The sequence below is a fragment of the Kitasatospora sp. NPDC094028 genome (assembly GCF_049543595.1).
In the GTDB taxonomy this organism is placed as follows: domain Bacteria; phylum Actinomycetota; class Actinomycetes; order Streptomycetales; family Streptomycetaceae; genus Kitasatospora.
The window spans coordinates 301,988-321,346 of the sequence record NZ_JBMVFA010000001.1 but is presented as its reverse complement, the minus strand read 5'-3'; the positions used below and the strand labels follow the sequence as shown (position 1 = coordinate 321,346).

Annotated in this window: 25 protein-coding genes; 11 read left to right on the top strand and 14 right to left on the bottom strand. The window is 73.4% G+C overall.

What is annotated here, in order from left to right:
• Window positions 1-121: 121 nt before the first annotated feature.
• From ACPC54_RS01445 to ACPC54_RS01430, 4 genes are all read left to right on the top strand, one after another.
• A complete protein-coding gene (locus ACPC54_RS01445; protein ID WP_498959936.1) occupies window positions 122-985 on the top strand; it encodes a helix-turn-helix domain-containing protein in 864 nt (287 codons plus the stop codon).
• Window positions 978-1,169 carry a DUF397 domain-containing protein gene (locus ACPC54_RS01440; RefSeq protein ID WP_498959934.1) on the top strand — a complete coding sequence of 64 codons (192 nt, stop codon included), beginning with the start codon at window positions 978-980 and terminating at the stop codon, window positions 1,167-1,169. Before ACPC54_RS01445 ends, ACPC54_RS01440 begins: the two co-directional genes overlap by 8 nt.
• A gap of 63 nt (window positions 1,170-1,232) precedes the next feature.
• Window positions 1,233-1,424, top strand: coding sequence for a DUF397 domain-containing protein (locus tag ACPC54_RS01435; protein WP_498959932.1), 192 nt, complete (start codon window positions 1,233-1,235; stop codon window positions 1,422-1,424).
• A gap of 115 nt (window positions 1,425-1,539) precedes the next feature.
• Window positions 1,540-2,205 (top strand): hypothetical protein, encoded by a 666-nt coding sequence (locus tag ACPC54_RS01430; protein ID WP_498959930.1) that lies wholly within the window; start codon window positions 1,540-1,542, stop codon window positions 2,203-2,205.
• Between the two features lie 84 nt (window positions 2,206-2,289).
• Here ACPC54_RS01430 and ACPC54_RS01425 read toward each other — a convergent pair whose 3' ends face one another.
• Window positions 2,290-2,718 (bottom strand): hypothetical protein, encoded by a 429-nt coding sequence (locus tag ACPC54_RS01425; protein WP_498959922.1) that lies wholly within the window; start codon window positions 2,716-2,718, stop codon window positions 2,290-2,292.
• Between the two features lie 173 nt (window positions 2,719-2,891).
• Window positions 2,892-3,557: an MOSC domain-containing protein gene (locus ACPC54_RS01420; RefSeq protein ID WP_498959920.1), complete on the bottom strand. Its 666-nt coding sequence runs from the start codon at window positions 3,555-3,557 to the stop codon at window positions 2,892-2,894.
• A gap of 64 nt (window positions 3,558-3,621) precedes the next feature.
• On the opposite strand from ACPC54_RS01420, the gene ACPC54_RS01415 reads away from it, so the two are divergent.
• Window positions 3,622-4,140: a DinB family protein gene (locus ACPC54_RS01415; protein WP_498959918.1), complete on the top strand. Its 519-nt coding sequence runs from the start codon at window positions 3,622-3,624 to the stop codon at window positions 4,138-4,140.
• Between the two features lie 258 nt (window positions 4,141-4,398).
• Here the strand turns inward: ACPC54_RS01415 and ACPC54_RS01410 are convergent, their stop codons facing one another.
• Window positions 4,399-4,779 carry an Imm32 family immunity protein gene (locus ACPC54_RS01410; RefSeq protein WP_498959916.1) on the bottom strand — a complete coding sequence of 127 codons (381 nt, stop codon included), beginning with the start codon at window positions 4,777-4,779 and terminating at the stop codon, window positions 4,399-4,401.
• Between the two features lie 82 nt (window positions 4,780-4,861).
• Between ACPC54_RS01410 and ACPC54_RS01405 the strand changes: the two genes are divergently transcribed.
• Window positions 4,862-5,404 (top strand): HEAT repeat domain-containing protein, encoded by a 543-nt coding sequence (locus ACPC54_RS01405; RefSeq protein WP_498959914.1) that lies wholly within the window; start codon window positions 4,862-4,864, stop codon window positions 5,402-5,404.
• A 28-nt stretch (window positions 5,405-5,432) separates the two neighbouring features.
• On the opposite strand, the gene ACPC54_RS01400 is transcribed toward ACPC54_RS01405, so the two are convergent.
• Together ACPC54_RS01400 and ACPC54_RS01395 are read right to left on the bottom strand one after the other, a co-directional pair.
• Entirely contained in the window at window positions 5,433-5,747 is a 315-nt protein-coding gene (locus tag ACPC54_RS01400; RefSeq protein WP_498959912.1) for a hypothetical protein, read from the bottom strand.
• 73 nt (window positions 5,748-5,820) lie between these two features.
• Window positions 5,821-6,033, bottom strand: coding sequence for a hypothetical protein (locus tag ACPC54_RS01395; protein WP_498959910.1), 213 nt, complete (start codon window positions 6,031-6,033; stop codon window positions 5,821-5,823).
• A 138-nt stretch (window positions 6,034-6,171) separates the two neighbouring features.
• On the opposite strand from ACPC54_RS01395, the gene ACPC54_RS01390 reads away from it, so the two are divergent.
• Both ACPC54_RS01390 and ACPC54_RS01385 read left to right on the top strand, forming a co-directional pair.
• A complete protein-coding gene (locus ACPC54_RS01390) occupies window positions 6,172-7,266 on the top strand; it encodes a hypothetical protein (protein WP_498959908.1) in 1,095 nt (364 codons plus the stop codon).
• Between the two features lie 26 nt (window positions 7,267-7,292).
• The gene (locus ACPC54_RS01385) at window positions 7,293-7,757 is read left to right on the top strand and encodes a hypothetical protein (RefSeq protein WP_498959906.1); all 465 of its coding nucleotides are present in this window, start codon (window positions 7,293-7,295) and stop codon (window positions 7,755-7,757) included.
• A gap of 254 nt (window positions 7,758-8,011) precedes the next feature.
• Here ACPC54_RS01385 and ACPC54_RS01380 read toward each other — a convergent pair whose 3' ends face one another.
• Window positions 8,012-8,713 carry a signal protein gene (locus ACPC54_RS01380; RefSeq protein WP_498959904.1) on the bottom strand — a complete coding sequence of 234 codons (702 nt, stop codon included), beginning with the start codon at window positions 8,711-8,713 and terminating at the stop codon, window positions 8,012-8,014.
• Between the two features lie 124 nt (window positions 8,714-8,837).
• Window positions 8,838-9,584 carry a class I SAM-dependent methyltransferase gene (locus ACPC54_RS01375; protein ID WP_498959902.1) on the bottom strand — a complete coding sequence of 249 codons (747 nt, stop codon included), beginning with the start codon at window positions 9,582-9,584 and terminating at the stop codon, window positions 8,838-8,840.
• Between the two features lie 360 nt (window positions 9,585-9,944).
• On the opposite strand from ACPC54_RS01375, the gene ACPC54_RS01370 reads away from it, so the two are divergent.
• A complete protein-coding gene (locus ACPC54_RS01370; RefSeq protein ID WP_498959900.1) occupies window positions 9,945-10,247 on the top strand; it encodes a DUF6191 domain-containing protein in 303 nt (100 codons plus the stop codon).
• Here ACPC54_RS01370 and ACPC54_RS01365 read toward each other — a convergent pair.
• Window positions 10,244-10,927, bottom strand: coding sequence for an alpha/beta hydrolase (locus ACPC54_RS01365; protein ID WP_498959898.1), 684 nt, complete (start codon window positions 10,925-10,927; stop codon window positions 10,244-10,246). The two genes, ACPC54_RS01370 and ACPC54_RS01365, sit on opposite strands and share 4 nt — an antisense overlap.
• A gap of 109 nt (window positions 10,928-11,036) precedes the next feature.
• Here ACPC54_RS01365 and ACPC54_RS01360 point away from each other — a divergent pair, with 109 nt between their 5' ends.
• Window positions 11,037-12,068 (top strand): aminoglycoside phosphotransferase family protein, encoded by a 1,032-nt coding sequence (locus tag ACPC54_RS01360; RefSeq protein WP_498959896.1) that lies wholly within the window; start codon window positions 11,037-11,039, stop codon window positions 12,066-12,068.
• A gap of 11 nt (window positions 12,069-12,079) precedes the next feature.
• On the opposite strand, the gene ACPC54_RS01355 is transcribed toward ACPC54_RS01360, so the two are convergent.
• The 3 genes from ACPC54_RS01355 to ACPC54_RS01345 form a co-directional block, all read right to left on the bottom strand.
• Entirely contained in the window at window positions 12,080-12,244 is a 165-nt protein-coding gene (locus ACPC54_RS01355) for a hypothetical protein (RefSeq protein WP_498959893.1), read from the bottom strand.
• Between the two features lie 251 nt (window positions 12,245-12,495).
• A complete protein-coding gene (locus tag ACPC54_RS01350; RefSeq protein ID WP_498959891.1) occupies window positions 12,496-12,957 on the bottom strand; it encodes a winged helix DNA-binding protein in 462 nt (153 codons plus the stop codon).
• Between the two features lie 108 nt (window positions 12,958-13,065).
• Window positions 13,066-13,443, bottom strand: coding sequence for an ArsR/SmtB family transcription factor (locus ACPC54_RS01345; RefSeq protein ID WP_498959890.1), 378 nt, complete (start codon window positions 13,441-13,443; stop codon window positions 13,066-13,068).
• 120 nt (window positions 13,444-13,563) lie between these two features.
• Here ACPC54_RS01345 and ACPC54_RS01340 point away from each other — a divergent pair, with 120 nt between their 5' ends.
• Entirely contained in the window at window positions 13,564-14,823 is a 1,260-nt protein-coding gene (locus ACPC54_RS01340; protein WP_498959888.1) for an MFS transporter, read from the top strand.
• 127 nt (window positions 14,824-14,950) lie between these two features.
• Here the strand turns inward: ACPC54_RS01340 and ACPC54_RS01335 are convergent, their stop codons facing one another.
• From ACPC54_RS01335 to ACPC54_RS01325, 3 genes are all read right to left on the bottom strand, one after another.
• Window positions 14,951-15,547: a dienelactone hydrolase family protein gene (locus tag ACPC54_RS01335; protein ID WP_498959886.1), complete on the bottom strand. Its 597-nt coding sequence runs from the start codon at window positions 15,545-15,547 to the stop codon at window positions 14,951-14,953.
• A 78-nt stretch (window positions 15,548-15,625) separates the two neighbouring features.
• Window positions 15,626-16,483, bottom strand: a complete 858-nt coding sequence (locus ACPC54_RS01330) for an ABC transporter permease (protein ID WP_498959883.1) — start codon at window positions 16,481-16,483, stop codon at window positions 15,626-15,628.
• A complete protein-coding gene (locus tag ACPC54_RS01325) occupies window positions 16,480-19,272 on the bottom strand; it encodes an alpha/beta fold hydrolase (RefSeq protein WP_498959881.1) in 2,793 nt (930 codons plus the stop codon). The genes ACPC54_RS01330 and ACPC54_RS01325 overlap by 4 nt, the downstream gene beginning before the upstream one ends.
• Window positions 19,273-19,359 lie beyond the last annotated feature (87 nt).

Sequence of the window (19,359 nt, the reverse complement as noted above, 5' to 3'; positions counted from 1 at the left end):
CATAGCGCAGCCAAGTATCCAATTTTCCACTCTTTGCGGAAGTTCCCCCTACGGTGGTAACCGGTGGACCCACGCTCGACGATCGCGGCAGACTTGGCTGCACTGACTTCGGAAGGAACTCATGCCTCCACGCTCCAACCCAACACTCCGCCAGCGCAGGCTTGGCACCGAGCTACGGCGGATGCGCGAACGGGCTGGATACGGCGGCTCAGAACTCGGCCGCATCGTCGGCATGAGCCCTGCCCAGGTCACCCAGATGGAATCCGGACGGATCGGCATCAGCGTCGACCGCCTCCGTGCCATCGCCAACACGTGCAACTGCGACAATCCCCCGCTGATCAACGCCCTCGCCGAGATGATCGCCGAACGCGGACGAGGGTGGTGGGAGGAGTATCGCGAGATCCTGACAACGGACTTCCTCGAAGTCGCGGAGATCGAGAGCTATGCGACAGCGCTCTCAACCTGCACGACCACTTACATCCCCGGCTTGCTACAGACCGGGAGCTACGCCTCTGCAGTCTTCACGAGGGTCTATCCCCCGTTGTCCCGTTCGGAGATCGATGTCCGCACCGCGTTCCGGGTGCAGCGGCAGCAGATAGTCCGTTCAGGCAGGACGACGCTCCGAGCATTCATCCACGAGGCTGCGCTCCGGATGCAGTTCGGAGGCCCCCAAGTGCTGGCCGAACAGTTGGACGCACTCATCGAAGACTCCGAACATCCCGGGATCTCAATCCGCGTAGTGCCTTTCGCCGTCGCCACTTTTCCGGGTGCCTCGGAGAACCTCACGTTCGCCGAAGGCCTTGTTCCCGAGTTGGACACCGTCCAGATGGACGTCGCCCAGGGCGTCCTGTTCTTCGACGCCCCAGCTGACCTGGCCATGCATCGAACCATCTTCGATCGCATGGACGCCCTGGCACTCTCCAACGAGAAGTCGCGGGATCTCATCCGAACAGTCAAGAAGGAAGCGGAAGACAGCTATGCCTGAGTCCAAGTGGCAGAAGTCCAGCTACAGCGGCGCAACCAACGAGTGTGTTGAAGTCCGCACGATGCACGGGGCTGTTGAACTCCGCGAATCCGATCAAGGCCACCTCATCCTCCACACCACCCCGACCACCTTCGCCGCCCTCCTCACCGCCACCAAGGCCGGCGAATTCGATCACCACGCCTGACACTTCGCGCCCCTCGCTCTCCTTGAGCGAGGGGCGCAACCACCACCACTCACGGAGGCCAAAGTGACCAGCACCAAGTGGCAGAAGTCGTCCTTCAGCGGATCCGGCGGCGACTGCGTGGAGGTCCGTACCGCGCACGGGGCCGTCGAACTCCGCGAATCCGACGAGGGCCACCTCATCCTCCACACCAGCCCCACCACCTTCGCCGCCCTCCTCACCGCCACCAAGGCCGGCGAATACGACCACCACGCCTGACACCTCCAACGGGCCGGGCCGCTGAGCGCGCGCCCGGCCCCCGGCTGTGCCACCGTGGTCGTAGGAATTCCTCAAGCCCTCCAACCAGCGCCGACCGGAGAGGCGGAGGTGTGTCATGCCGACAGCGAATCCGTACGCGGGCACTGACAACGAAAAGTGGTGGCAGGACGGCTACGACGTGGGGATCAGCCACCCGCCGGACCCCCCGGAGCCTCCCTACGTGCTGGAGACCGACACCCAGACCATCTGGTCCGAAGGCGCCCTCGCGGGCAACACCGACGGCGGCGCCGAGGGCTGGTGGGTCCACCTGGACGCGGACGGCGAAGGCCTCAAACCCACGGAACCGGAACTGGCGTCCGCCGGCGGCCACGTGGCAGCCGAAGCAGGCCTGGAGTTGGCCGGCCACTTCATCAAGTCCATCAAGGGCTGGTCGCTCCTCCCGATCTCGGTGTACCTGATGCTCCTCGATCTCGAATCCTTCGACCCGACCTGGGACCAGGTCCGCGGAGTTGCCGCCGCCGCCCTGAACAAGTCCTGCGGCGACAAGGGCTGCAGCGAGCTGTTCCTGCCGATGTGCGTCACCTCCGGGCACTCGGTCAGCGGAGACCCGCTCCTGGACGCGGGCTACTGGCACGGCAAGCTGTTCATGGACTTCAACTCGGCGCTCCCGGACACCCAGGCCCACGCCAGCGACAACCCGGACCACGCCACGGGCGTCCTCCGCTACCAGCCGAGCGGCGAACGAGCCATCTGGGAGTGGTTGACCCTCACCTCGTCCTGACCCGACAACGACAACGGCCCCCCGCGCTCGTCCTGAGCGCGAGGGGCCGCACGAGAAGTCGATCTGGCCGACTTCTCACGCAACTTACGACAGGTCGAAGGCACCGCCGCCGGTGGCGTAGCCGACCGGACACGTCAGCCGGACTCGCCACAGACCGTGGAAGATGATGTTGGCCACGTACTCGTTGCCGTCCGAGCAGTCGATGAAGGGCTGCCAGCTGGGGCCGCTACAGGTCTCCCAGAAGTAGGGGCCGCTGAACGCGAAGTCCCCGCAACCGAGGTTGAGCGGCTTGTTGCCCGAGGTGATCCCGTTGCTGTGGACGGCCGGGGTGTCGCCCGGCTTCTGGAGCATGAGCTCGGGCGAGGTCACGGTCTGCGAGGAGGTGCCGGAGTACGCCGTGAGGGCGGGCTGCGTCGCGGTCTCCGCGTGCGCGACGGAACCGAACGCGCCCATCGCCGAGAGGGCCAGGACCGACGCGGTGCCGATGGCGCCGAGCGTCTTTGCAAGTGCCATGTCGTTCAACTTTCACTGAGGCATGGATGTTGGGTCGACAGGGGGGCGCCCGCCTGCGAATTCGCCCCGGCTCACCAGGGCGAGGGCAACGCTAGGCCAACCGCCAGAGACACTCCCGGGGGAAACACCGGGAAGAATCCGTATACGCTCGACTGGCCCTGGTCGCCACGCCCCTACGCCCGGATCCGCCGCCGCACCAGCTCCTTGACCTCCTCCGGCAGCGCCTGAGCCGCCAACAGGCCCGGCAGCAGCGCCGGTTCGGTCGTCACCGCGCGGAACGACCGGGCCACCGTGACGTCGTGCTCGGGGCGGTGCACCACCTCCACCGCGTCCCCCGCGCGCAACTCGCCCGGCGCGACCACCCGCAGGTAGGCGCCCGGCAGCGCCGCCTCGGTGAAGCGCCGGATCCAGCCCTCGCGCGCGAGCCACCCCTGGAAGGTGCCACAGGGGATGCGCGCGCAGGACACCTCCAGCACCACGTCCGGGCCGATCCGCCACCGCTCCCCGATCAGCGCGCCGTTGACGTCCAGGCCGGCGGTGGTCAGGTTCTCGCCGAACGAGCCGCCGCCCAGCTCCCGGCCCAGCTCCACCTGCCAGCCGTCCAGGTCCTCCCGGGCGTACGCGTACACCGCCTGGTCGTCGCCGCCGTGGTTCCGCACGTCGTACACCCGGTCCCCGGCCAGGCCGACCGCCCCCGTCCCCTTCGGCCCCGGCGCCGCCACCGCGACCGGCCCCTCCACCGGCCGCTTGTCGATCCCGGTGAGCCCGAGGCCCTTCTTCCACGGATTCGGCCCGGGCCTACCGACGTTGACCGAGAGCACCCGCGCACGTCCGTCCATGATCCGACGGTACGACACCCGACCGCCCTGGGCTGGCCCTCCCGGCGGTGGCAGACTCGGGGCCATGACTCTCCCCGTGCCCGAGCCGGACAAGCAGCTCTCCGACCCCAGCGTGCTCCTGCTGGACTACCTCGACTACTACCGCGCCGCGATCGGCGCCCGGATCGAGGGGATGTCCGACGCGGACCTGCGCACCGGCCGGCTGCCGTCCGGGTGGACGGCGCTCGAACTGCTCAAGCACCTCGTCCACATGGAACAGCGCTGGCTGCGCTGGGGGTTCCGGGGCGAGGAGGTCCCGGCGCCCTGGGGCGACCGCGGCCCGGAGGACCGCTGGCACGTCGGCCCGCAGGAGACGGCCGCCGGCCTGCTCGCCGCGCTGCACGCGGGCGGCGCGTACACCCGGGCCGTCGCGTCCGGCGTGCCGCTGTCCACCGTCGCCGAGGCCGGCGGCCGCTTCCCGGACGACGGCGCCCCGCGGCCCACCCTGGGCTGGATCCTGTTCCACGTCCTGCAGGAGTACGCCCGTCACGCGGGCCACCTGGACATCGTCCGCGAGCTCACCGACGGCGTCACCGGCCCGTAACCGCCGCCCGCCGCACAGGAAGTCGACCCAGCCGACTTCCTGTGCGGCGAGCGGCCCTGCCCAGTCGAGCCGCCGGCATGCCGGGCCCCACGAAACGACGATGCGTGATCGTTCTCCTTCCAAGGACTTCCACGGGCGCACGGCCCGAGCGGCGCCCCTGTCGCCCATGGATTCCCGCCGCGTCCTGTTCGGGCCGGAAGACGCCCGACAGTCCCTCGAAGAGACGGGACGCCGTCCCCCTGCGGTCGCCCGAATCGCCTACCCCAGGAAGGCGATCACCAGCGGGTCCGACTCCTCCGCGATGTAGTCGTACGTCTGGAACTCGACGTGGCAGTGATCGCTCGCCTCCGCCTCGTCGGCGAAGCCCTCGATGTTCTCCGCCAGGAGGTCGAGGGCCTCCCGCCCGCCCGCGATCCGCAGCACCTCGCCCTCCGCGACGATCGCCACGCCCCCGTGCCCGGGCTCCGCCCGGAACACGATCCGCGCCAACGACCCGTCGTAGGGCTCGGGTTGCCGGCTCTCCGACAGCTCGCAGCTCCCCGCGTCCTCCCGCAGCAGCGTCCCGAACGCCAGCAGCGCGGGACGCGTCCCGGAGAGTTCGAGCTCCCTGGTCGCCCGGCTGTACAGCACCTGCAACACCGCGGCCTCCTTCCCGGCCCGCCGATCCTACCGACCGTAAATCCCTTTGCCGGCCCGCACCTCGGCGCCCGACACTGGCCCCATGCTCGGATTCCTCAGAACCGACAACGAAGCCCTCGTCTCCTCCCTGGGCGACCCGCAACGCACCGTGGCCGCCTACCGGGAGCTGCTGCGCCGCGGCGAGGACGCGCTCGACGCCATCCGCGCCGGCCTCTCGCACGAGGACGCCGCCGTCCGCGAGGGCTGCTGCCGGCTGCTCGACCACCTCGTCGACACCGACTCGATGGCCCAACTCATCACCATGGCCGACGATCCCGACGCCCGGGTGCGGATCGCCGCCTTCCACTCCCTGGCCTGCGACCGCTGCAAGGGCGACACCTGCGCCCCCGGCGCGGACCGGGTCCTCGACCCCGCCCTCCGGCACCTGGCCTCCGACCCCGATCCCCAGGTCCGCTCGCGGGCCGTCGAGTTGGCCGGCAAGTTCGCCCACACCGACGCCGCGGCCCTCGCCGCGCTCCGGACCTGCCGCACCGAGGACCCGAGCCCGGCCGTCCGGAAGAAGGCCGGCTGGTACCTGCCCGGCGGCACCATCTACGAACGCACCGCCCCGCGCGCACCCAAATAGCCGCGCACGCTCAAGCAGCCGCCCGCGCTCAGGCCGTGGGCGGCCAGGGGACCAGCCCCGGCCGCGCCGGATCCGGGCTCCCGCCCGGGCACCGCAAGGTGAGCCGCCTGCCGCGTGCCCGGGGCGTCCACCCGTGCCGCAGCAGCGCCTCCCGGACGACACCGGCCACCAGCCCGGGGGTCACCACCACGCCGTGCTCGAACCACGCCACCACGCGCTGCCCGTCCCCGTCCTCCCCCAGGACGACGACCCCGACCCCGGCCTCGCCACCGGGCGAGACCACCCAGCGGTACCGGACCCCGTCGACGACGATGCCCCGCGTGCCCTTCCTCGCGATCGCCATGCCCCGTAGCCAACCAGCCCGCCCCGCGGCGCGGGAAGTCGGCCGGGCCGACTTCCCACGCGACCGCCCCTGATCAGGAAGCGGCGCGGCCACTCCCCTCCGCCTGCGGCTCCGCCACCGGCGCCAGGTCGTGGCCCTGATCGGCCTGCACCACGGCGCTCTTCAGGAAGTGCCCCTGGTTCGCCCGAACCGACCCGGCCGCGTGCAGCGGCACCGCGATCGCCAGCGCCACCAAGGCCGTCGCGGCACCGGCCACCGCGATGCCGCCCGTGATCTCTCCCGGCATGTCGTCCCCCGTTCCCGGCCGCCCGCCCAGCGCGGGTCCGGCACCACCAGCGAACACCGCCCCCGCCGCCGGACACAAGACCTCGCGCCGCCCGGAAGGCTGTTGTCAGGTGCGGCGATCCCCAGGATGATCACGCCCGTGAATCTCCTCGTCATCGTGGCCCTGACCCTCGCAGTGCCGCTCGCCTACCGCTACCGCCTCGGCACCCGCCTGCGGCAGTTCGCCCTGGCGCGCTGGGTCCGCCCCCGGTTCGACCCGGCCGCGTACGGGCTCCCGCCGCGCGCACAGCTCAACGCACACCGGGCCGGGCCGCCGCCCACCCACAGCCCCAAGGAGATCCAGGCCGTCGTCCGCGACGCCCGCGGCGGCGACTGGCGGGCGGCGGCCGCCTTCGTCGAAGCCGCCGGCCAGGACTGGGACGAACGCTGGTCCCGGCACGAACTCCTGCGACAGCTCGCCGAGGAGAGCGAGGCCTGGCTGGACACCTGGCTCAAGGCCCGGCCGGAGGACGGCACCGCCGCCACCGTCCGTGCCGACCTGCTCCTGCACCGCGCGTGGGCGATCCGCGGCGCCGCCTTCGCGCACGACGTCCCGGCCGTCCGGATGGCCCGGTTCATGGTCCAGCTGAACGCCGCCGTGGAGGCCGCGCGGCAAGCCGCCGCGCTCGCGCCCGAGGACCCCGGGCCGTGGGTGGTCATGGTCACCGCCGCCCGCGGACTCCGGTACGACCGCGAGGAGTTCCGCCCGCTCTGGAAGGAACTCGTCGCCCGCGCCCCGCACCACTACGAGGGCCACGGCCAGGCCCTGCAGTACTGGTGCGCCAAGTGGGCGGGCAGCGACGAACTGATGCTGGAGTTCGCCGAACGCGCCGTGCGCGCGGCACCGGCCGGCAGCCCGCTCGCGGCGGTCCACCTGCACGCGCTGCGCGAACTCACCCTGCGCAGGGGCCTCTCCGCCCTCCCGTCCTCGCGCGCGGCCAAGGACCTGCTGGAGACCGTCGCCCGGTCGCTGAACCAGGTCCCCGACGACGCCCACGACATGTACGGCCTCCGGCACCGCCTCGCGCAGTACCTGCTCCAGGCGCGCCGCTACGACGCCGCGCTGGAGCAGTTCCGCCGCATCGGCCCCTGGTGCGGCGCGCAACCGTGGACGGACGAACGCGACCCGGTCGCGGCCTTCGACCTCGCCCGCGGCATCGCGGCGCTGCGGTCCGACCCCACGCCCAGGTCATGATCACCGCCTCCTCTACCCTGTGCGGCATGACCGAAGCCCTGATGAACCTCCACCGCCAGGCCGTGGAACCGCTGCTCGCCCCCGGCGAGCGCCTGCTGGACGTCGCCACGGTTGTACCGGTGTCCGGGGCGAAGGGCATCGGGGACGGCGCGGGCGCGAAGGTCGGCAACGCCCTGGCCCAGCTCGGCGCGGTGACGGGGCAGTCGGGCAGCATCGCGAGCGGCTTCCCGAGCACGGACGGCACGGTGATGACCAGGCTGCTGATGGTCACCGACCAGCGGCTCGCCTTCGTCACGTCCTCCGTCGACCGCCGCAAGCCCGGCCAGGTGAGGTGGCACGTCCCCCGGCACCTGATCCACCGGATCGAACGCCGCCCGAGGCTCCAACTGATGGCCCGCTTCCGCCTCCACTTCACGGACGGCTCCGCCGTCTCCCTGTTCACCGCCCGCCGCCGCACCATCGAATCGCTGGCCACCCACCTCGGCCGCTAGTCCTCGTCTTCTCCCCCGGTCATGTCGTACTCGTCGACGTCGAGCACGGCACCGGTGGCGGCCAGGAACTCGAGCACCTCGCACACCTAGGAGCCTGGCCACCCGGCGCGGGGGGGGGGGGGGGGGGCGGCCGGCCCCCCCCCCCCCCCCCCCCCCCCCCCCCCCCCCCCCCCCGGCGCGGCCCGGCCCCCCCCCCCCCGGGGGGGGGGCCCGCCCCCCCGCCCCCCCCCCCCCGCGGCACCACGAACCGCCCCTCAGCCGGCCGAGACCTGGAGCGTGTAGTCCACGGAGACCTCGAAGGACCCCGACGACCCCTTGATGCTCAGCGTGTGGCTGCCCGGCGTCAACGGGTCCGCCTGCACCCACAGCCCGCAGGCCCGGGTGCGGAAGCGGCCGCCGCGCTGGGTGAGCGGATTGCCCTCCACCCCGCTGATCGCCACGGACGTCCCCTCGTACCGCTCGGGCTCCAGCGCCTTGCCGTCCAGGGTGGCGCTGCCCTTCGCCGTCGCCATGAACGCCTCGCAGTCGGCCGCCTCGCCGACCCGGTTCACCAGCGGGAACGCGACCGGCACGCCCGCGGGCACGGTGCACGAGCGCTTCACGGTCTCGCCGAAACTGCCGGCGAGGAACCAGATGCCGTTCTTCTGCCCCTGCGCGCAGAGGTGGCCGTCCTGGTCCGAGACGGGGTTCACGTCACTGGCGCTCGACGCCGCCCAGGTCCACCAGCGGCCCTGCAGCTCGGCCGCGCTCAGCTTGGTCGGTGCGCCGGAGCCGGAGCCGGAGCCGCCATCGGACGGCCCGGACGCGGACCCGGACGCGGCCTCGGACGCCGGCGCGCTCGCCGCGCCGGCCGGGGAGCCGCTCGCGTCCGCGCGGGGCGCGGCGGGCGAGCTGGAACAGGCGCTGACCAGCGCCGTCGCGCCGATCAGCAGAGCTATGGATCTTCGGATGTGCATGCGCGAAGCGTACGAGGCCCCACCCACCGCACCGGAAGTCGGCCCACCCGACTTCCGGTGCGGCCGCACGGGCCGTCCCCTCCACGCCTCCGGGTGCGTACCCCGCCGGTTCGCGGGAACAGCCCTACCGGCGGAACAGCCCGGCCCACAGGAACGGCTTCCCGAACCACGGCGAATCGGTCGACTCCTCGCGCATCCGCCGCAGTTCGACCTCCTCGTACCCGTCGAAGACCCACCGCAGCGCCTCCGGCGTGTACGCGAGCCCGCCCTGCAGCGAGCCCGCCCGGTACAGGTCCGCGTCGCCCAGCTCCGTCCCCATGCCCGCTTCCCCGGCCGCGAAGCAGGTCAGCGAGAGGAGGCCGCCGGGCGCCAGCACCCGCTCCAGCAGCGCCAGGTAGCCGACCCGCCGGTGCGGCGCCAGATGGTGGAAGCACCCGGAGTCGACGACCAGGTCGTACGGGCCGCTCAACTCCCCCGCCCCGAAGGCGAATGCGTCACCGCACAGGAACCGGACGTCCACCCCCGCCTCCCGCGCCCGGTCCTTCGCCCAGGCCACCGCCACGGGCGACAGGTCCAGCGCGTCCACCTCGAAGCCGCGCGACGCGAGGTACAGCGCGTTCCGCCCCGGCCCGCACCCCAGGTCCAGGGCCCGCCCGGGTGCGATCGGCCGGCCCTCCACGTACGCGGCCAGGTGCTCGTCCGGCTTCGCCTCGAAGAACGGCACCGGGCGCGACCGGTCCGCGTAGAAGCCGTCCCAGAACTCCTGCCCGTCACCGGTCGTCAAGCGCCCGCCTCCGGCGCGGGATTCAGCCGCGAAGAACCCGTCCAGGAGCGCGAGCACGTCCTCGACGGTGCGTACGGTCCGATCCATTCGGCCCCCTCTCGAATGCCTTCGACCCTAGGCCCGGGATCGACGAAAGGCCAGGTCGGACGGCCTGCGGCAAACCCCGCGAAGGCCCCGTCGAGGCCGCCCGGAGGCAGCGGGGCCGCCCCCGTACCGGCCCGCACCCCCGCGCCCGCCCGCACACCCCCGGGGCCCCGGCAAGGGGCCGTTCCCGCCCGCGCCCGGCCCGGCAGTTCCAACGAATTCCCCGGGCCGCCCCGACGCACCCGCCCGATCACGGTCCGGAGCAGGAACCGGAGCAGGAACCGGAGCAGGAACCGCAGCCGGAACTACCCTTCCCTCCACGCCCGTTGACCCACCATGCTGATGACGGCAAGCGTGCTCTTCATGTCCCTCCCGGTCCTGGTGCCGTTCCTGCTGGCCTCGGCCCGCTACCTCGTCGTCCGGTCCGGCCGCCCCGCCGGGCTGGCCCGCCGCCTCGCCGCCCGGCACCGGTCCGGCACCGGCCTCGGCCTCGGCGCCACCGCCACTGAGGAGTTGCACGCCCTCTTCAACGCCAACAAGCGCGTCCAGATCGAGCAGCGCCAGACCCGGCTCGTCCTGCGCGACGACGACCACGGCGACGGCGCCCCGCCCCGGATGCGCGTCGACCTCGACGGCGGAAAGGTCGTCATCCCCCGCCGCGGCTAGGACGCGCCCTTGGCCTCGGTGCGGTACGCCTCCAGCCGGTCCGCCAGCTCCCCCGGGTGCCCGAGCATCGGGCAGTGGTCGCCCGGCATCTCGTCCGGCCGGAAGCCGAGCCGCTCCGCGACGACACGCCGCATCAACTCGGCCGGGAAGAAGCGGTCGTCGCGCGCCAGCAGGAACCTGGTCGGCACCTCCGGCCACGCCGCCAGCGGCCACGGCTCCCCGAACGGCGCCGCCGTCTGCACCCGCTGGTGCTCGGCGACGAACTCGGCGGCCAGCTCGGCCGGGGTGTCGTGCAGCACCAGCGACCGCACGTCCTCGGCCTCGCCCTCGGCCACGCCGCGCCGCCGATCGGCCTCCTGCCGGGCCGCCGCGTAGCCGGTGTTCCCCCACCACTCCCCCGGCGACTCGCCGGGCGCCGGCACCTGCGCCTGCAGCATCACCAGCAGGTCGACGGGCACCCGGTCGCACACGAGCGGCCCGGTGAACCCGCCGAACGAGTGCGCCACGACGACGAGTTCACCCCGCCGGCCGCCGATCGCCGCCACCACCGCAGCCACGTACTCGGCGAGCCCGGCGGACTCGTCGTCGCACGGCAGGTCCGGCGCGACCACCTCGTGGCCCCGCCCGCGCAGCTCGGCGGCCAGCGGCCCCCCAGTACCACGCGTCGACCGCCGCGGCATGAATCAGCACGTACGTGGCCACCGGACCGCCCCCGAGCGTCAGCAGAGTTTCCCTACGTCCCAACTATCCCAGAAGACACGGACATTCATCGCGTGCGAGGATCCGACCATGTCGTCGAAGATTCCGTTCGGGCCGGGCCTGCGGGCCGAGCTCGGCACGCCCCGCCGAAGCTGCCGCCTGGAGAGCAGCCCGCGGTCCCGGGTGTGGCGGGCCGAGCTGGACGGCACGCCGGTGGTCGTCAAGCAGCTCGTCGACGGCCCGGAGGCCGACGAGCGCTACGCCCGCGAGCTCACCGCCCTGCGGTTCGCCGCCCGCACCGACCCTCCCGTCACCCCGAGGCTGCTGGGCACCGATCCGGCCGAGCGCGTCCTCGTCCTCGAACACCTGGACCACCAACGGCCGCGCGAGGACTGGCTGATCGACTACGCCACCACGCTCGCCCGGCTGCACGCGACCACCGGCCCCGCCGACGCGGGCGACGCGCTCCCCGCCTGGTCCGGCCCGACCGAGCGCGACGTCGAGTCCTTCCTCCGGCTCGCCGCCACCCTCGGCGTCGAGGCCCCGCCCGCCGTCCGCGCCGAACTCGACGACCTCCTCGCCCGCCTGCACCGCGCCCCCGGGCACGCCCTGCTGCACGGCGACCCCTGCCCCGGCAACGACCTGCACACCACCCACGGCGTCCGCTTCATCGACTTCGAGCAGGCCTCGCTCGGCCACGGCATCGTCGAACTCGCCTACCTGCGGATCGGTTTCCCCACCTGCTGGTGCTCCACCGCCCCGCCGCCGGCCCTGCTCGACGCGGCGGAGGCCGCCTACCGCACGGCCTGGCGCCACGCGACGGGCGCCGAGGCCGGCGGCGACCTCGCGGACGCCTGCGCCGGCTGGCTGCTGCGCGGCGACGCCCTCGTCCAGCGCGCCCACCGGGGCACCGTCGACCACCTGGCCGCGCTCCCGGCGAAGGACTGGACGTGGGGCACGGCGACGGCCCGCCAGCGCCTCGCCCACCGTCTCGCCGTCGTCGACGGCCTGGCCGCCGACCGCGACGACCTCCACCACCTGGGCCGCCTGGCCGCGGCCGTCCGCCGGGCGATGCTCACCCGCTGGCCGACCGTCCGCCCGCTCCCGGCCCGGCGGCCCTGAAGCCCGTCCCGTCACGCGGCCCAACGCGACCACGGCCCCCACCACTTGGGCGGCAGCGGGTCGGCCGGCTCGGACGTCGGCTGGTCCGGGTGCAGCCCGAGCCGCCGCAGCACGTCGGCCTTGATGCGGACGGTGAACGTGCCGTGCCAGTGCCCGTCCGCGCCCACGCCGCACATCAGGTCACACCGGATGTCCTGCTCCTCGAAGGGCCACCAGTCGATCCCCCGGTCACGCAGTCAAACCGCGAGCAGCCGACCGGGATTGGGGTGACCGGGGACGTTGGCGAAGCTGAACAGGCCGACCCACTCGAATTCGTCCATCCCGCCATCCTGTCTCCGCACCGCCCCCGACCGCCACCGCATTTCCGGCGACGCGCGGCACCGTAAGTCGCCCCCGCCGACTTTCCACGCGCCCCCCGACTACCGCCCTAGTCGGGAAGGTTCCCCTCCCCGCCCAGGTTGTCGACCATCCTCCGCAGCACGTTGACCGTCGTCACGAAGTCGTCGACGTCGACACCCTCGTGCGTCCGCCGGTGCACCCGGAGGTTGCGCTCCCGGGCGCGCAGCCGCCCGGCCTCCCCCTCCTCGGTCAGCGTCATGGCGCCCTCGGCACCCTCGACCAGCCACTTCCGGGCGACCAGATCGTCGAAGACGGTGCCGAAGTCGATCCCGAGGTCCTCGTACCGCGCCAGCCGGTCGACCAGCGTCGCCCGCGTCCACGTCCCCGGCGATCCGGCCACGTGGTTGAGCGTCCACCAGTGCGGCTGCGCAAGGCCCTCCACCGCCAGCTGCTCACGAAGTCCGCCGACCACCCGCCGGTACACCTCGCCGCTCCACGCCCCGATCGGCTGCCCGGCCAGTACCTCATGCGAGTACTCCTCAAGTGCCACGCGACGCGCCTCCGCTCTCGTCGAACGATCACCGAACGCCTTCACGGTAGAAGTTCAAGCGGCATTGAGGTCAAGTCCAACCAGCCGCGCCCGCACGGCACATGAGCGTCAGCCCTGCGGCGTCCAGGCCGCGACCAGGTCGAGCAGCCCGGGGAAGCGCGCGTTCAGGTCGTCCACCCGCACGTGGCTGCGCCGCTCCAGCCCGTACTGCCGCTGCCGGGTGACGCCGGCCTCGCGCAGCGCCCTGAAGTGGTGGGTGAGCGAGGACTTCGGGCGGTCGAGGCCGAACCAGCCGCAGGAGTGGTCGAACTCCTCGGCCTCCAGCAGGAGTTTGCGCACGATGGTGAGCCGCAGCGGATCGCTGAGCGCACCCAGCACGGCCTCCAGCCGCAGTTCCTCGACGCCCGGCTCCGCGAGCGGTTCGGGCAGGTCGGCGGGCTCGGGGATCGCCCTGAAAGCTGTGACTGCCTTCGCACCAACGGCCATTGACGACTCCTCAGGACATGCGTCGATTCCACTTTCCAGTACGACTCCAATCGTACTGCATGCTAAGTTCGACTCGACTCGTACTGATGAGGCAGCCCGACCCGAATGGGAGACACCGTCATGCCCCGAACCGCCACCGCGCCAGCCCATGCCCCCACCCCGACCCCCGCCCCGGGCCCCGGGGCCGCGGCGACCACGACCGCCCCGCTGTGGTGGATCTGGCTCGCCGCCTGGCCGGTCACCGCCGTCTTCGTCCTCTCGAACGCCGCCACCCCGCTCTACGTCCTGTGGCAGCACGACATCGGCTTCTCCAAGGGCACGCTGACCGTCGTCTTCGCGTTCTACATCGTCGGCCTGATCGGCTCACTGCTGGTCTCCGGCGTGCTCTCCGACCGCATCGGCCGCAAGCCCGTCCTGCTCCCTGCGCTCGCCCTGGCCCTCGCCGCCTGCCTGGTCTTCGGCACCGCGACCAGCGTCGCCGCGCTGATCGTGGCGCGGCTGTTCACCGGCATCGCGGTCGGCGCCGTCGTCTCGGCCGGCATGGCCGCCGTCACCGACGTGGCCGGCCCGGCCCGCAGGCGGACGGCCGCCCTGCTCGCCTCCTGCGCGATGGTCTTCGGCGCCGGGCTCGGCCCGCTGCTCGCCGGCGTGCTCTCCGAACTGGCACCCGCGCCGACCACCACCGTCTTCGCCGTCGAGGCCGTCCTGCTGGCCACCGCCGTCCTCACCGTGCTGCGGATGCCGCTCGCCCGGCCCGCGGCGCGCCCCCGCGGCTCCTGGATCCGCGTCCCCGGCGTGCCGAGCGGCACCGGCCGTCAACTCGCCCTCGGCATCGCGGTGTTCGCCCCCGGCATCACCGCGACCTCGTTCGTGCTCTCGCTCGGCCCCTCGCTGCTGTCGGGGCTGCTCGGCACCACCAGCCGGATCGTCGCCGGCGCGATGGCCTTCGCGATGTTCCTCGCCGCCACCGGCGTGCAGTTCGCCGTCCAGCGGCTGAGCCGCCGCACCATCCTGACGGCCGGCGCCGCGAGCACCGCGCTCGGCATGCTCACCCTGGTCGCCGCCGTGCGCAGCGAGGCGGTGGCGCTCCTCGTCCTGGCCGCGCTGCTGGCCGGCGCAGGCCAGGGCATGGGCCAGCTCGGCGGGCTGTCGCTGCTCAACTCGGCCGTCCCGCCGCAGCGCCTGGCCGAGGCCAACGCCGCGCTCAACGTGGGCGGTTACATCCCGGCCGGTCTGCTGCCCGTCTCGGCCGGCTACCTCAGCGACGCGGTCTGCCTGACCAACGGCGCGACGGTGTTCGGCCTGGTCCTGCTGGCCCTCGCCGTCCTCGGCGGCCTGCTGGTCCGCACCGCCCGCCGCCGGGTCACCGACCCCGCGTAATCCCGCGACCTCACCGACACGACACCGGCACGACACCGAAACCGACACCGGCACCGGCACCGGCACCGGCACCGGCACGGCCGAGGGCGATCACCGCCCTCGGCCGCTCCCGCGCATCCGAAGAAGCTCAGCCGTCCAGCTCCGCCAGGAACGCCAGCGCCGCCGCCCAGGCCCGCTCGGCCGCCTCGGCGTCGTGGTCCGGCAGGTCCGGGTCGGTGAACAGGTGCCCGGCGCCCCGGTAGCGGTGCACCTCCACGTCGGCCCCGGCCCGCAGCATCCGCAGGTACCAGGCGTTCAGCCAGTCCTCCGGCTCGAACGGGTCGGGCTCGGCCATGTGCAGCTGTACCGGGATCTCGGTCGCCGCGTCCTCCCGCAGGTCCGAGGTGCCGTGCAGGAGCAGCAGCCCGCGCGCCTTCTCGTCGGCCAGCGCCAGGTTCTGCGCGACGGCCCCGCCGAGCGCGAACCCGGCGTACACCAGCCCGTCCGCGGACAGCGGCGCGACCGCCGTCACCGCGCGCCGCAGCAGTTCCTCGCTGCCGCCGATCTCCTCCTGGTACGCACCGGCGGCCTCGTACGCGGTCGCCGCCTCGGTGTCGTCGAAGGTCCGCCCGTCGAAGAGGTCCGGCGTGTGCACGGTGTGCCCGGCGGCGCGCAGCCGGTCGGCGGCGGCGTGCACGGACGGTCGCAGCCCGTGGGCGGAGTGGAAGAGGACGATCTGGGCCACGGTTCGGGTCCTTCACCAGACGAGATCAGAGGTACCCACCCATGATCCCCCACCGGGGCCGGCAACCGCCCCGCCGCCCTACGACACCACGTCCTTGCGCGCGAACCCGCGGAACGCCACCGCCAGCAGCACCGCCGCGTACGAGAGCGACAGCGACACGCCCTGCAGCATCCCGCCCCACTCCAGCTGCGGCTGCAACGCGTCGGCCCAGGCGTACTGCCAGTGCGCGGGCAGCCACTGCCGCAGGTCGCCGAGCGCGGTGATGGTGTCCAGCACCGCCGTGATGATCGACGCGAACACGGCCCCGCCGACCGCCCCGAGCGGCGCGTCCGTCGCCGTCGAGAGCCAGAACGCCAGCGCGGCGATCACGACCTCGCTGAGGAACACGAACGCCACCGCCAGCGCGATCCGGGGCAGCGCCTCCCCGGCCGGCAGGCTGGCCCCGGCGGGCAGCTTCAGGTCGCCCCACCCGTACGCCGCCGTCCCGACTGCCAGCCCGATGGTGGGCAGCAGCACCACCGCGGCGGCCGAGAACGCCAGCCCGACCACGAACTTGCGGGCGAGCAGCCGGGCCCGCGGCACGGGCGCGGCGAGCAGGTAGCGCAGCGAGGACCAGCTGGCCTCCGAGGCGACGGTGTCACCGCAGAACAGCGCGACGGGGATCACCAGCAGGAAGCCGGTGCCGACGAACAGCATGGTGACGGCGAAGTTGGCGCCGGAGGCGGTGGCCAGTTCGATGAACGTGGTCCGGTCCGGGCGGCTGGGGGTGCCGCCGATCTGGAACGCGGCCAGGATGACGAACGGCATGACGGCGAGCACCCCACCGACCACCATGGTGCGGCGACGCCGCAGCTGCCGCATCGCCTCCACCCGCAGCGGCAGCGTCCGGCCCGCCCGGTACCCCTCGGCATGATCCGTAGCGACCACAGAGCTCACGCCGCACCTCCTCCGATCAACGACAGGAACGCGTCCTCCAGCCGGCGCTGCGGCCCGGCGCTCTCCACCGGCACCCCGAGCCGCACCAGCTCGGCGAGCAGGTCGCTCGCCGCCAGCCCGTCCAGCCGGACGAGCAGTCCGCCCTCGACGGCCTCCGCCGAGCCGACCCCGGCCAGCGCGCCGACCTTCCCGGCGACGCTCTCCGGGTCGCAGCCCGCCGCGACGCCGATCATCAGCAGCTCGCCGGCGCCGACGATCTCGCCGACCGGCCCGGCCGTGACCAGCCGCCCGCGGTCCATGACCACCAGGTCGGTGCAGCTCTGCTCGACCTCGGCCAGCAGGTGGCTGGAGACGATGACGGTCCGCCCGCCGGCCGCGTACCGGATCATCACCTCGCGCATCTCGCGGATCTGCGGCGGGTCGAGCCCGTTGGTGGGCTCGTCGAGGATCAGCAGGTCCGGCATGCCGAGCATGGCCTGGGCGATGGCGAGCCGCTGCCGCATGCCCTGCGAGTAGGTCCGCACGGCGCGTTCCAGCGCCTCGCCGAGGCCCGCGATCTCCAGCGCCTCCGCGAAGTGCGCGTCGGCCTCCGGCCGCCCGGTGGCCTGCCAGTACAGCCGCAGGTTGGCCCGTCCGCTGAGGTGCGGCAGGAAGCCGGCGCCCTCGACGAACGCGCCGACCCGGGAGAGCACGGGGGCGCCGGGCCGTACGAGGTGTCCGAAGATCCGGATCTCGCCGGCGTCCGGCCGGATCAGGCCCATCAGCATCCGCAGCGTGGTGGTCTTGCCGGCGCCGTTCGGGCCGAGCAGCCCGAGCACCTGCCCCTGCTCCACCAGGAAGCCCAACTCCCGTACGGCGTAGCGGTCCTGGGAGCCCTTGTAGCGCTTGCTCAGCCCGCTGATCCGCAGCGGCACCCCGGCCAGCTCCGGATCGAACTCCGCCCCGGCGGCCGCCCGGCGCCGCCGCAGCCGGGGCACCAGCACCAGGCCCGCGGCCACCGCGACGGCGACCAGCGGCAGCACCCAGGTCCGGGCCGGCAGCGGCGCCGCCTCGGTGACCAGCTCCTCGTCGGTCGGCACGCTCAGCGCCCCGGCCGGCGTGACCTGGTAGGTGGCCGGCTCGGCGGGCGAGGCGTACGCCAGGTCGGTGGCCGCCAGCACCAGCCGCAGCCGGTGCCCGGCCGGGAAGTCGTGGTCGACGGCGGGCAGCGCCACCGTCACCGTCCGCCCGGCGTCCGCGCCGGTGACCCGCAGCGGGGCGGCGAGCTGCTGCGGCAGTACGGCCTTCCCGTCCGGGCCGACGTCGTACAGCTTCGCGAACAGCACCGCGTCCGACCGGTCGGCCTTGACCCGCACGGGCACGGTCGGCTGCCCGGTCAGGTGCAGCGGCTTGTCCAGCGGCTCCGAGTCGAAGGCGGCGTTCTGCCCGGGGAAGTCCAGCGACAGGCCGGCGCCGAGCGAGGCCGCCTGGCTGAGCGCACCGATGCCGGGCAGCGTCGAGATGCCGGGCGGCGCGCCGCCGGGCGGGTTGGCGACGGTCTTCTCCCCGCCGGCCAGCTCCACCGTGCGCGTGCCCGTCCCGCCGAGCCCCGGGTAGCGGTCCGCCGAGGCCCCGCGCAGCACCGCCTGGAACCCGGTGGAGTCGACGCCCCCGGTCCGGGTGACGCGGAACGCCGGGCCGGTCTCACCCGTCCCGCCCTTCGGGCTGCGATTTTTCAAGAAGTGATCGAACCAAGCCGTCACCCGGTCGTCCACCCGCGCACTGGTGTCCGTCCCGCCGTCGTGCCCGCCCGCGAACCAGTCCACCGCGACGGGCGCGCCGTTGGCGGCGACCGCCTGCGCGATCCGGTCCCCCTGGTCGAGCGGGAACAGCGAGTCCTGCTGCCCCTGCACGACCAGCGTCGGCGCCTTGAGCTGCCCGGCCACCGAGGACGGGCTGGAGCGGTCGAGCAGCGCGACGGCCGCCGGGTCGGCGTGCCCGGCGGTGGCGACCCGGTCGTACATCTGGCACAGCGACTCCAGGAACCGCCCGCAGCCGACCGGCCCGTCCCCGCCCTGCTGCGGCTTGTCGCCCGCGCGCGGCGCGCCGCCGGAGGGCCCGAGGTCGCCGGCCGAGCCGGTGGTGAAGAAGATCCCGGCCCACAGCTTCTTGAACACGCCGTCCACCGCGCCCGAGCCCTGCACGCCCTGCGGGAACAACGCGTCGGACAGGTTCCACCAGGTGATCTGGGTGGCGACGGCCTTGATCCGGTGGTCGTACGCGGAGGCGAGCAGCGAGATCGCCCCGCCGTAGGAGGCGCCGGTGATGCCGACCCGCGGGTCGCCGGGGCCGTCGAGCTGCACTTCGGGGCGCTGGGCCAGCCAGTCCACCAGGTGCTTGACGTCCTCGACCTCGCGGTCCGGCGCGTTGAGCCCGATCTTCCCGCCCGAGTGCCCGAAGCCGCGCGCCGACCAGGTCAGCACCGCGTAGCCCTGCCGGGCCAGCTGCTGGGCGCGCTCCCGCTCGCCCTCCTTCGAACCGCCGAAACCGTGTGCGAGCAGGACGGCCGGGCGCGGGCTGTCGCCGGTGGTGAAGAACGAGGTGTCCAGCTGGACCTGCTGGGTGCTGCCGGGCGTCTCCGGCATGCTGAGGAAACGGTCCTCCTCACGGACCGCCCGCTCACCGCCCGAGGCCACCGCGGCGGTGCCGACCCCGGCCACCGCCACCAGGGCCACCGCCCCGGCCAGCACCTTGCGTCTCACGGACGTCTTCCGGCCGCGCCAGCGCCGCCACGCCCCACCGAACTCCATGGCCGCTGATCGTATCCGCCGCCCCGGTAGGCGTCCGATAAGGCACCCCCCGAGCCACCGGCCCCTTTGCCCGCTTTGCACCGTTGA

What these genes read in the sequence shown, in the direction of transcription:
- ACPC54_RS01445 (WP_498959936.1), top strand. Translation starts at nt 122, where the DNA reads ATGCCTCCACGCTCCAACCCAACACTCCGCCAGCGCAGGCTTGGCACC.
- ACPC54_RS01440 (WP_498959934.1), top strand. Translation starts at nt 978, where the DNA reads ATGCCTGAGTCCAAGTGGCAGAAGTCCAGCTACAGCGGCGCAACCAAC.
- ACPC54_RS01430 (WP_498959930.1), top strand. Translation starts at nt 1,540, where the DNA reads ATGCCGACAGCGAATCCGTACGCGGGCACTGACAACGAAAAGTGGTGG.
- ACPC54_RS01425 (WP_498959922.1), bottom strand. Translation starts at nt 2,718, where the DNA reads ATGGCACTTGCAAAGACGCTCGGCGCCATCGGCACCGCGTCGGTCCTG.
- ACPC54_RS01420 (WP_498959920.1), bottom strand. Translation starts at nt 3,557, where the DNA reads ATGGACGGACGTGCGCGGGTGCTCTCGGTCAACGTCGGTAGGCCCGGG.
- ACPC54_RS01415 (WP_498959918.1), top strand. Translation starts at nt 3,622, where the DNA reads ATGACTCTCCCCGTGCCCGAGCCGGACAAGCAGCTCTCCGACCCCAGC.
- ACPC54_RS01405 (WP_498959914.1), top strand. Translation starts at nt 4,862, where the DNA reads ATGCTCGGATTCCTCAGAACCGACAACGAAGCCCTCGTCTCCTCCCTG.
- ACPC54_RS01400 (WP_498959912.1), bottom strand. Translation starts at nt 5,747, where the DNA reads ATGGCGATCGCGAGGAAGGGCACGCGGGGCATCGTCGTCGACGGGGTC.
- ACPC54_RS01395 (WP_498959910.1), bottom strand. Translation starts at nt 6,033, where the DNA reads ATGCCGGGAGAGATCACGGGCGGCATCGCGGTGGCCGGTGCCGCGACG.
- ACPC54_RS01385 (WP_498959906.1), top strand. Translation starts at nt 7,293, where the DNA reads ATGACCGAAGCCCTGATGAACCTCCACCGCCAGGCCGTGGAACCGCTG.
- ACPC54_RS01380 (WP_498959904.1), bottom strand. Translation starts at nt 8,713, where the DNA reads ATGCACATCCGAAGATCCATAGCTCTGCTGATCGGCGCGACGGCGCTG.
- ACPC54_RS01375 (WP_498959902.1), bottom strand. Translation starts at nt 9,584, where the DNA reads ATGGATCGGACCGTACGCACCGTCGAGGACGTGCTCGCGCTCCTGGAC.
- ACPC54_RS01370 (WP_498959900.1), top strand. Translation starts at nt 9,945, where the DNA reads ATGTCCCTCCCGGTCCTGGTGCCGTTCCTGCTGGCCTCGGCCCGCTAC.
- ACPC54_RS01365 (WP_498959898.1), bottom strand. Translation starts at nt 10,927, where the DNA reads ATGCCGCGGCGGTCGACGCGTGGTACTGGGGGGCCGCTGGCCGCCGAG.
- ACPC54_RS01360 (WP_498959896.1), top strand. Translation starts at nt 11,037, where the DNA reads ATGTCGTCGAAGATTCCGTTCGGGCCGGGCCTGCGGGCCGAGCTCGGC.
- ACPC54_RS01355 (WP_498959893.1), bottom strand. Translation starts at nt 12,244, where the DNA reads ATGTGCGGCGTGGGCGCGGACGGGCACTGGCACGGCACGTTCACCGTC.
- ACPC54_RS01345 (WP_498959890.1), bottom strand. Translation starts at nt 13,443, where the DNA reads ATGGCCGTTGGTGCGAAGGCAGTCACAGCTTTCAGGGCGATCCCCGAG.
- ACPC54_RS01340 (WP_498959888.1), top strand. Translation starts at nt 13,564, where the DNA reads ATGCCCCGAACCGCCACCGCGCCAGCCCATGCCCCCACCCCGACCCCC.
- ACPC54_RS01325 (WP_498959881.1), bottom strand. Translation starts at nt 19,272, where the DNA reads ATGGAGTTCGGTGGGGCGTGGCGGCGCTGGCGCGGCCGGAAGACGTCC.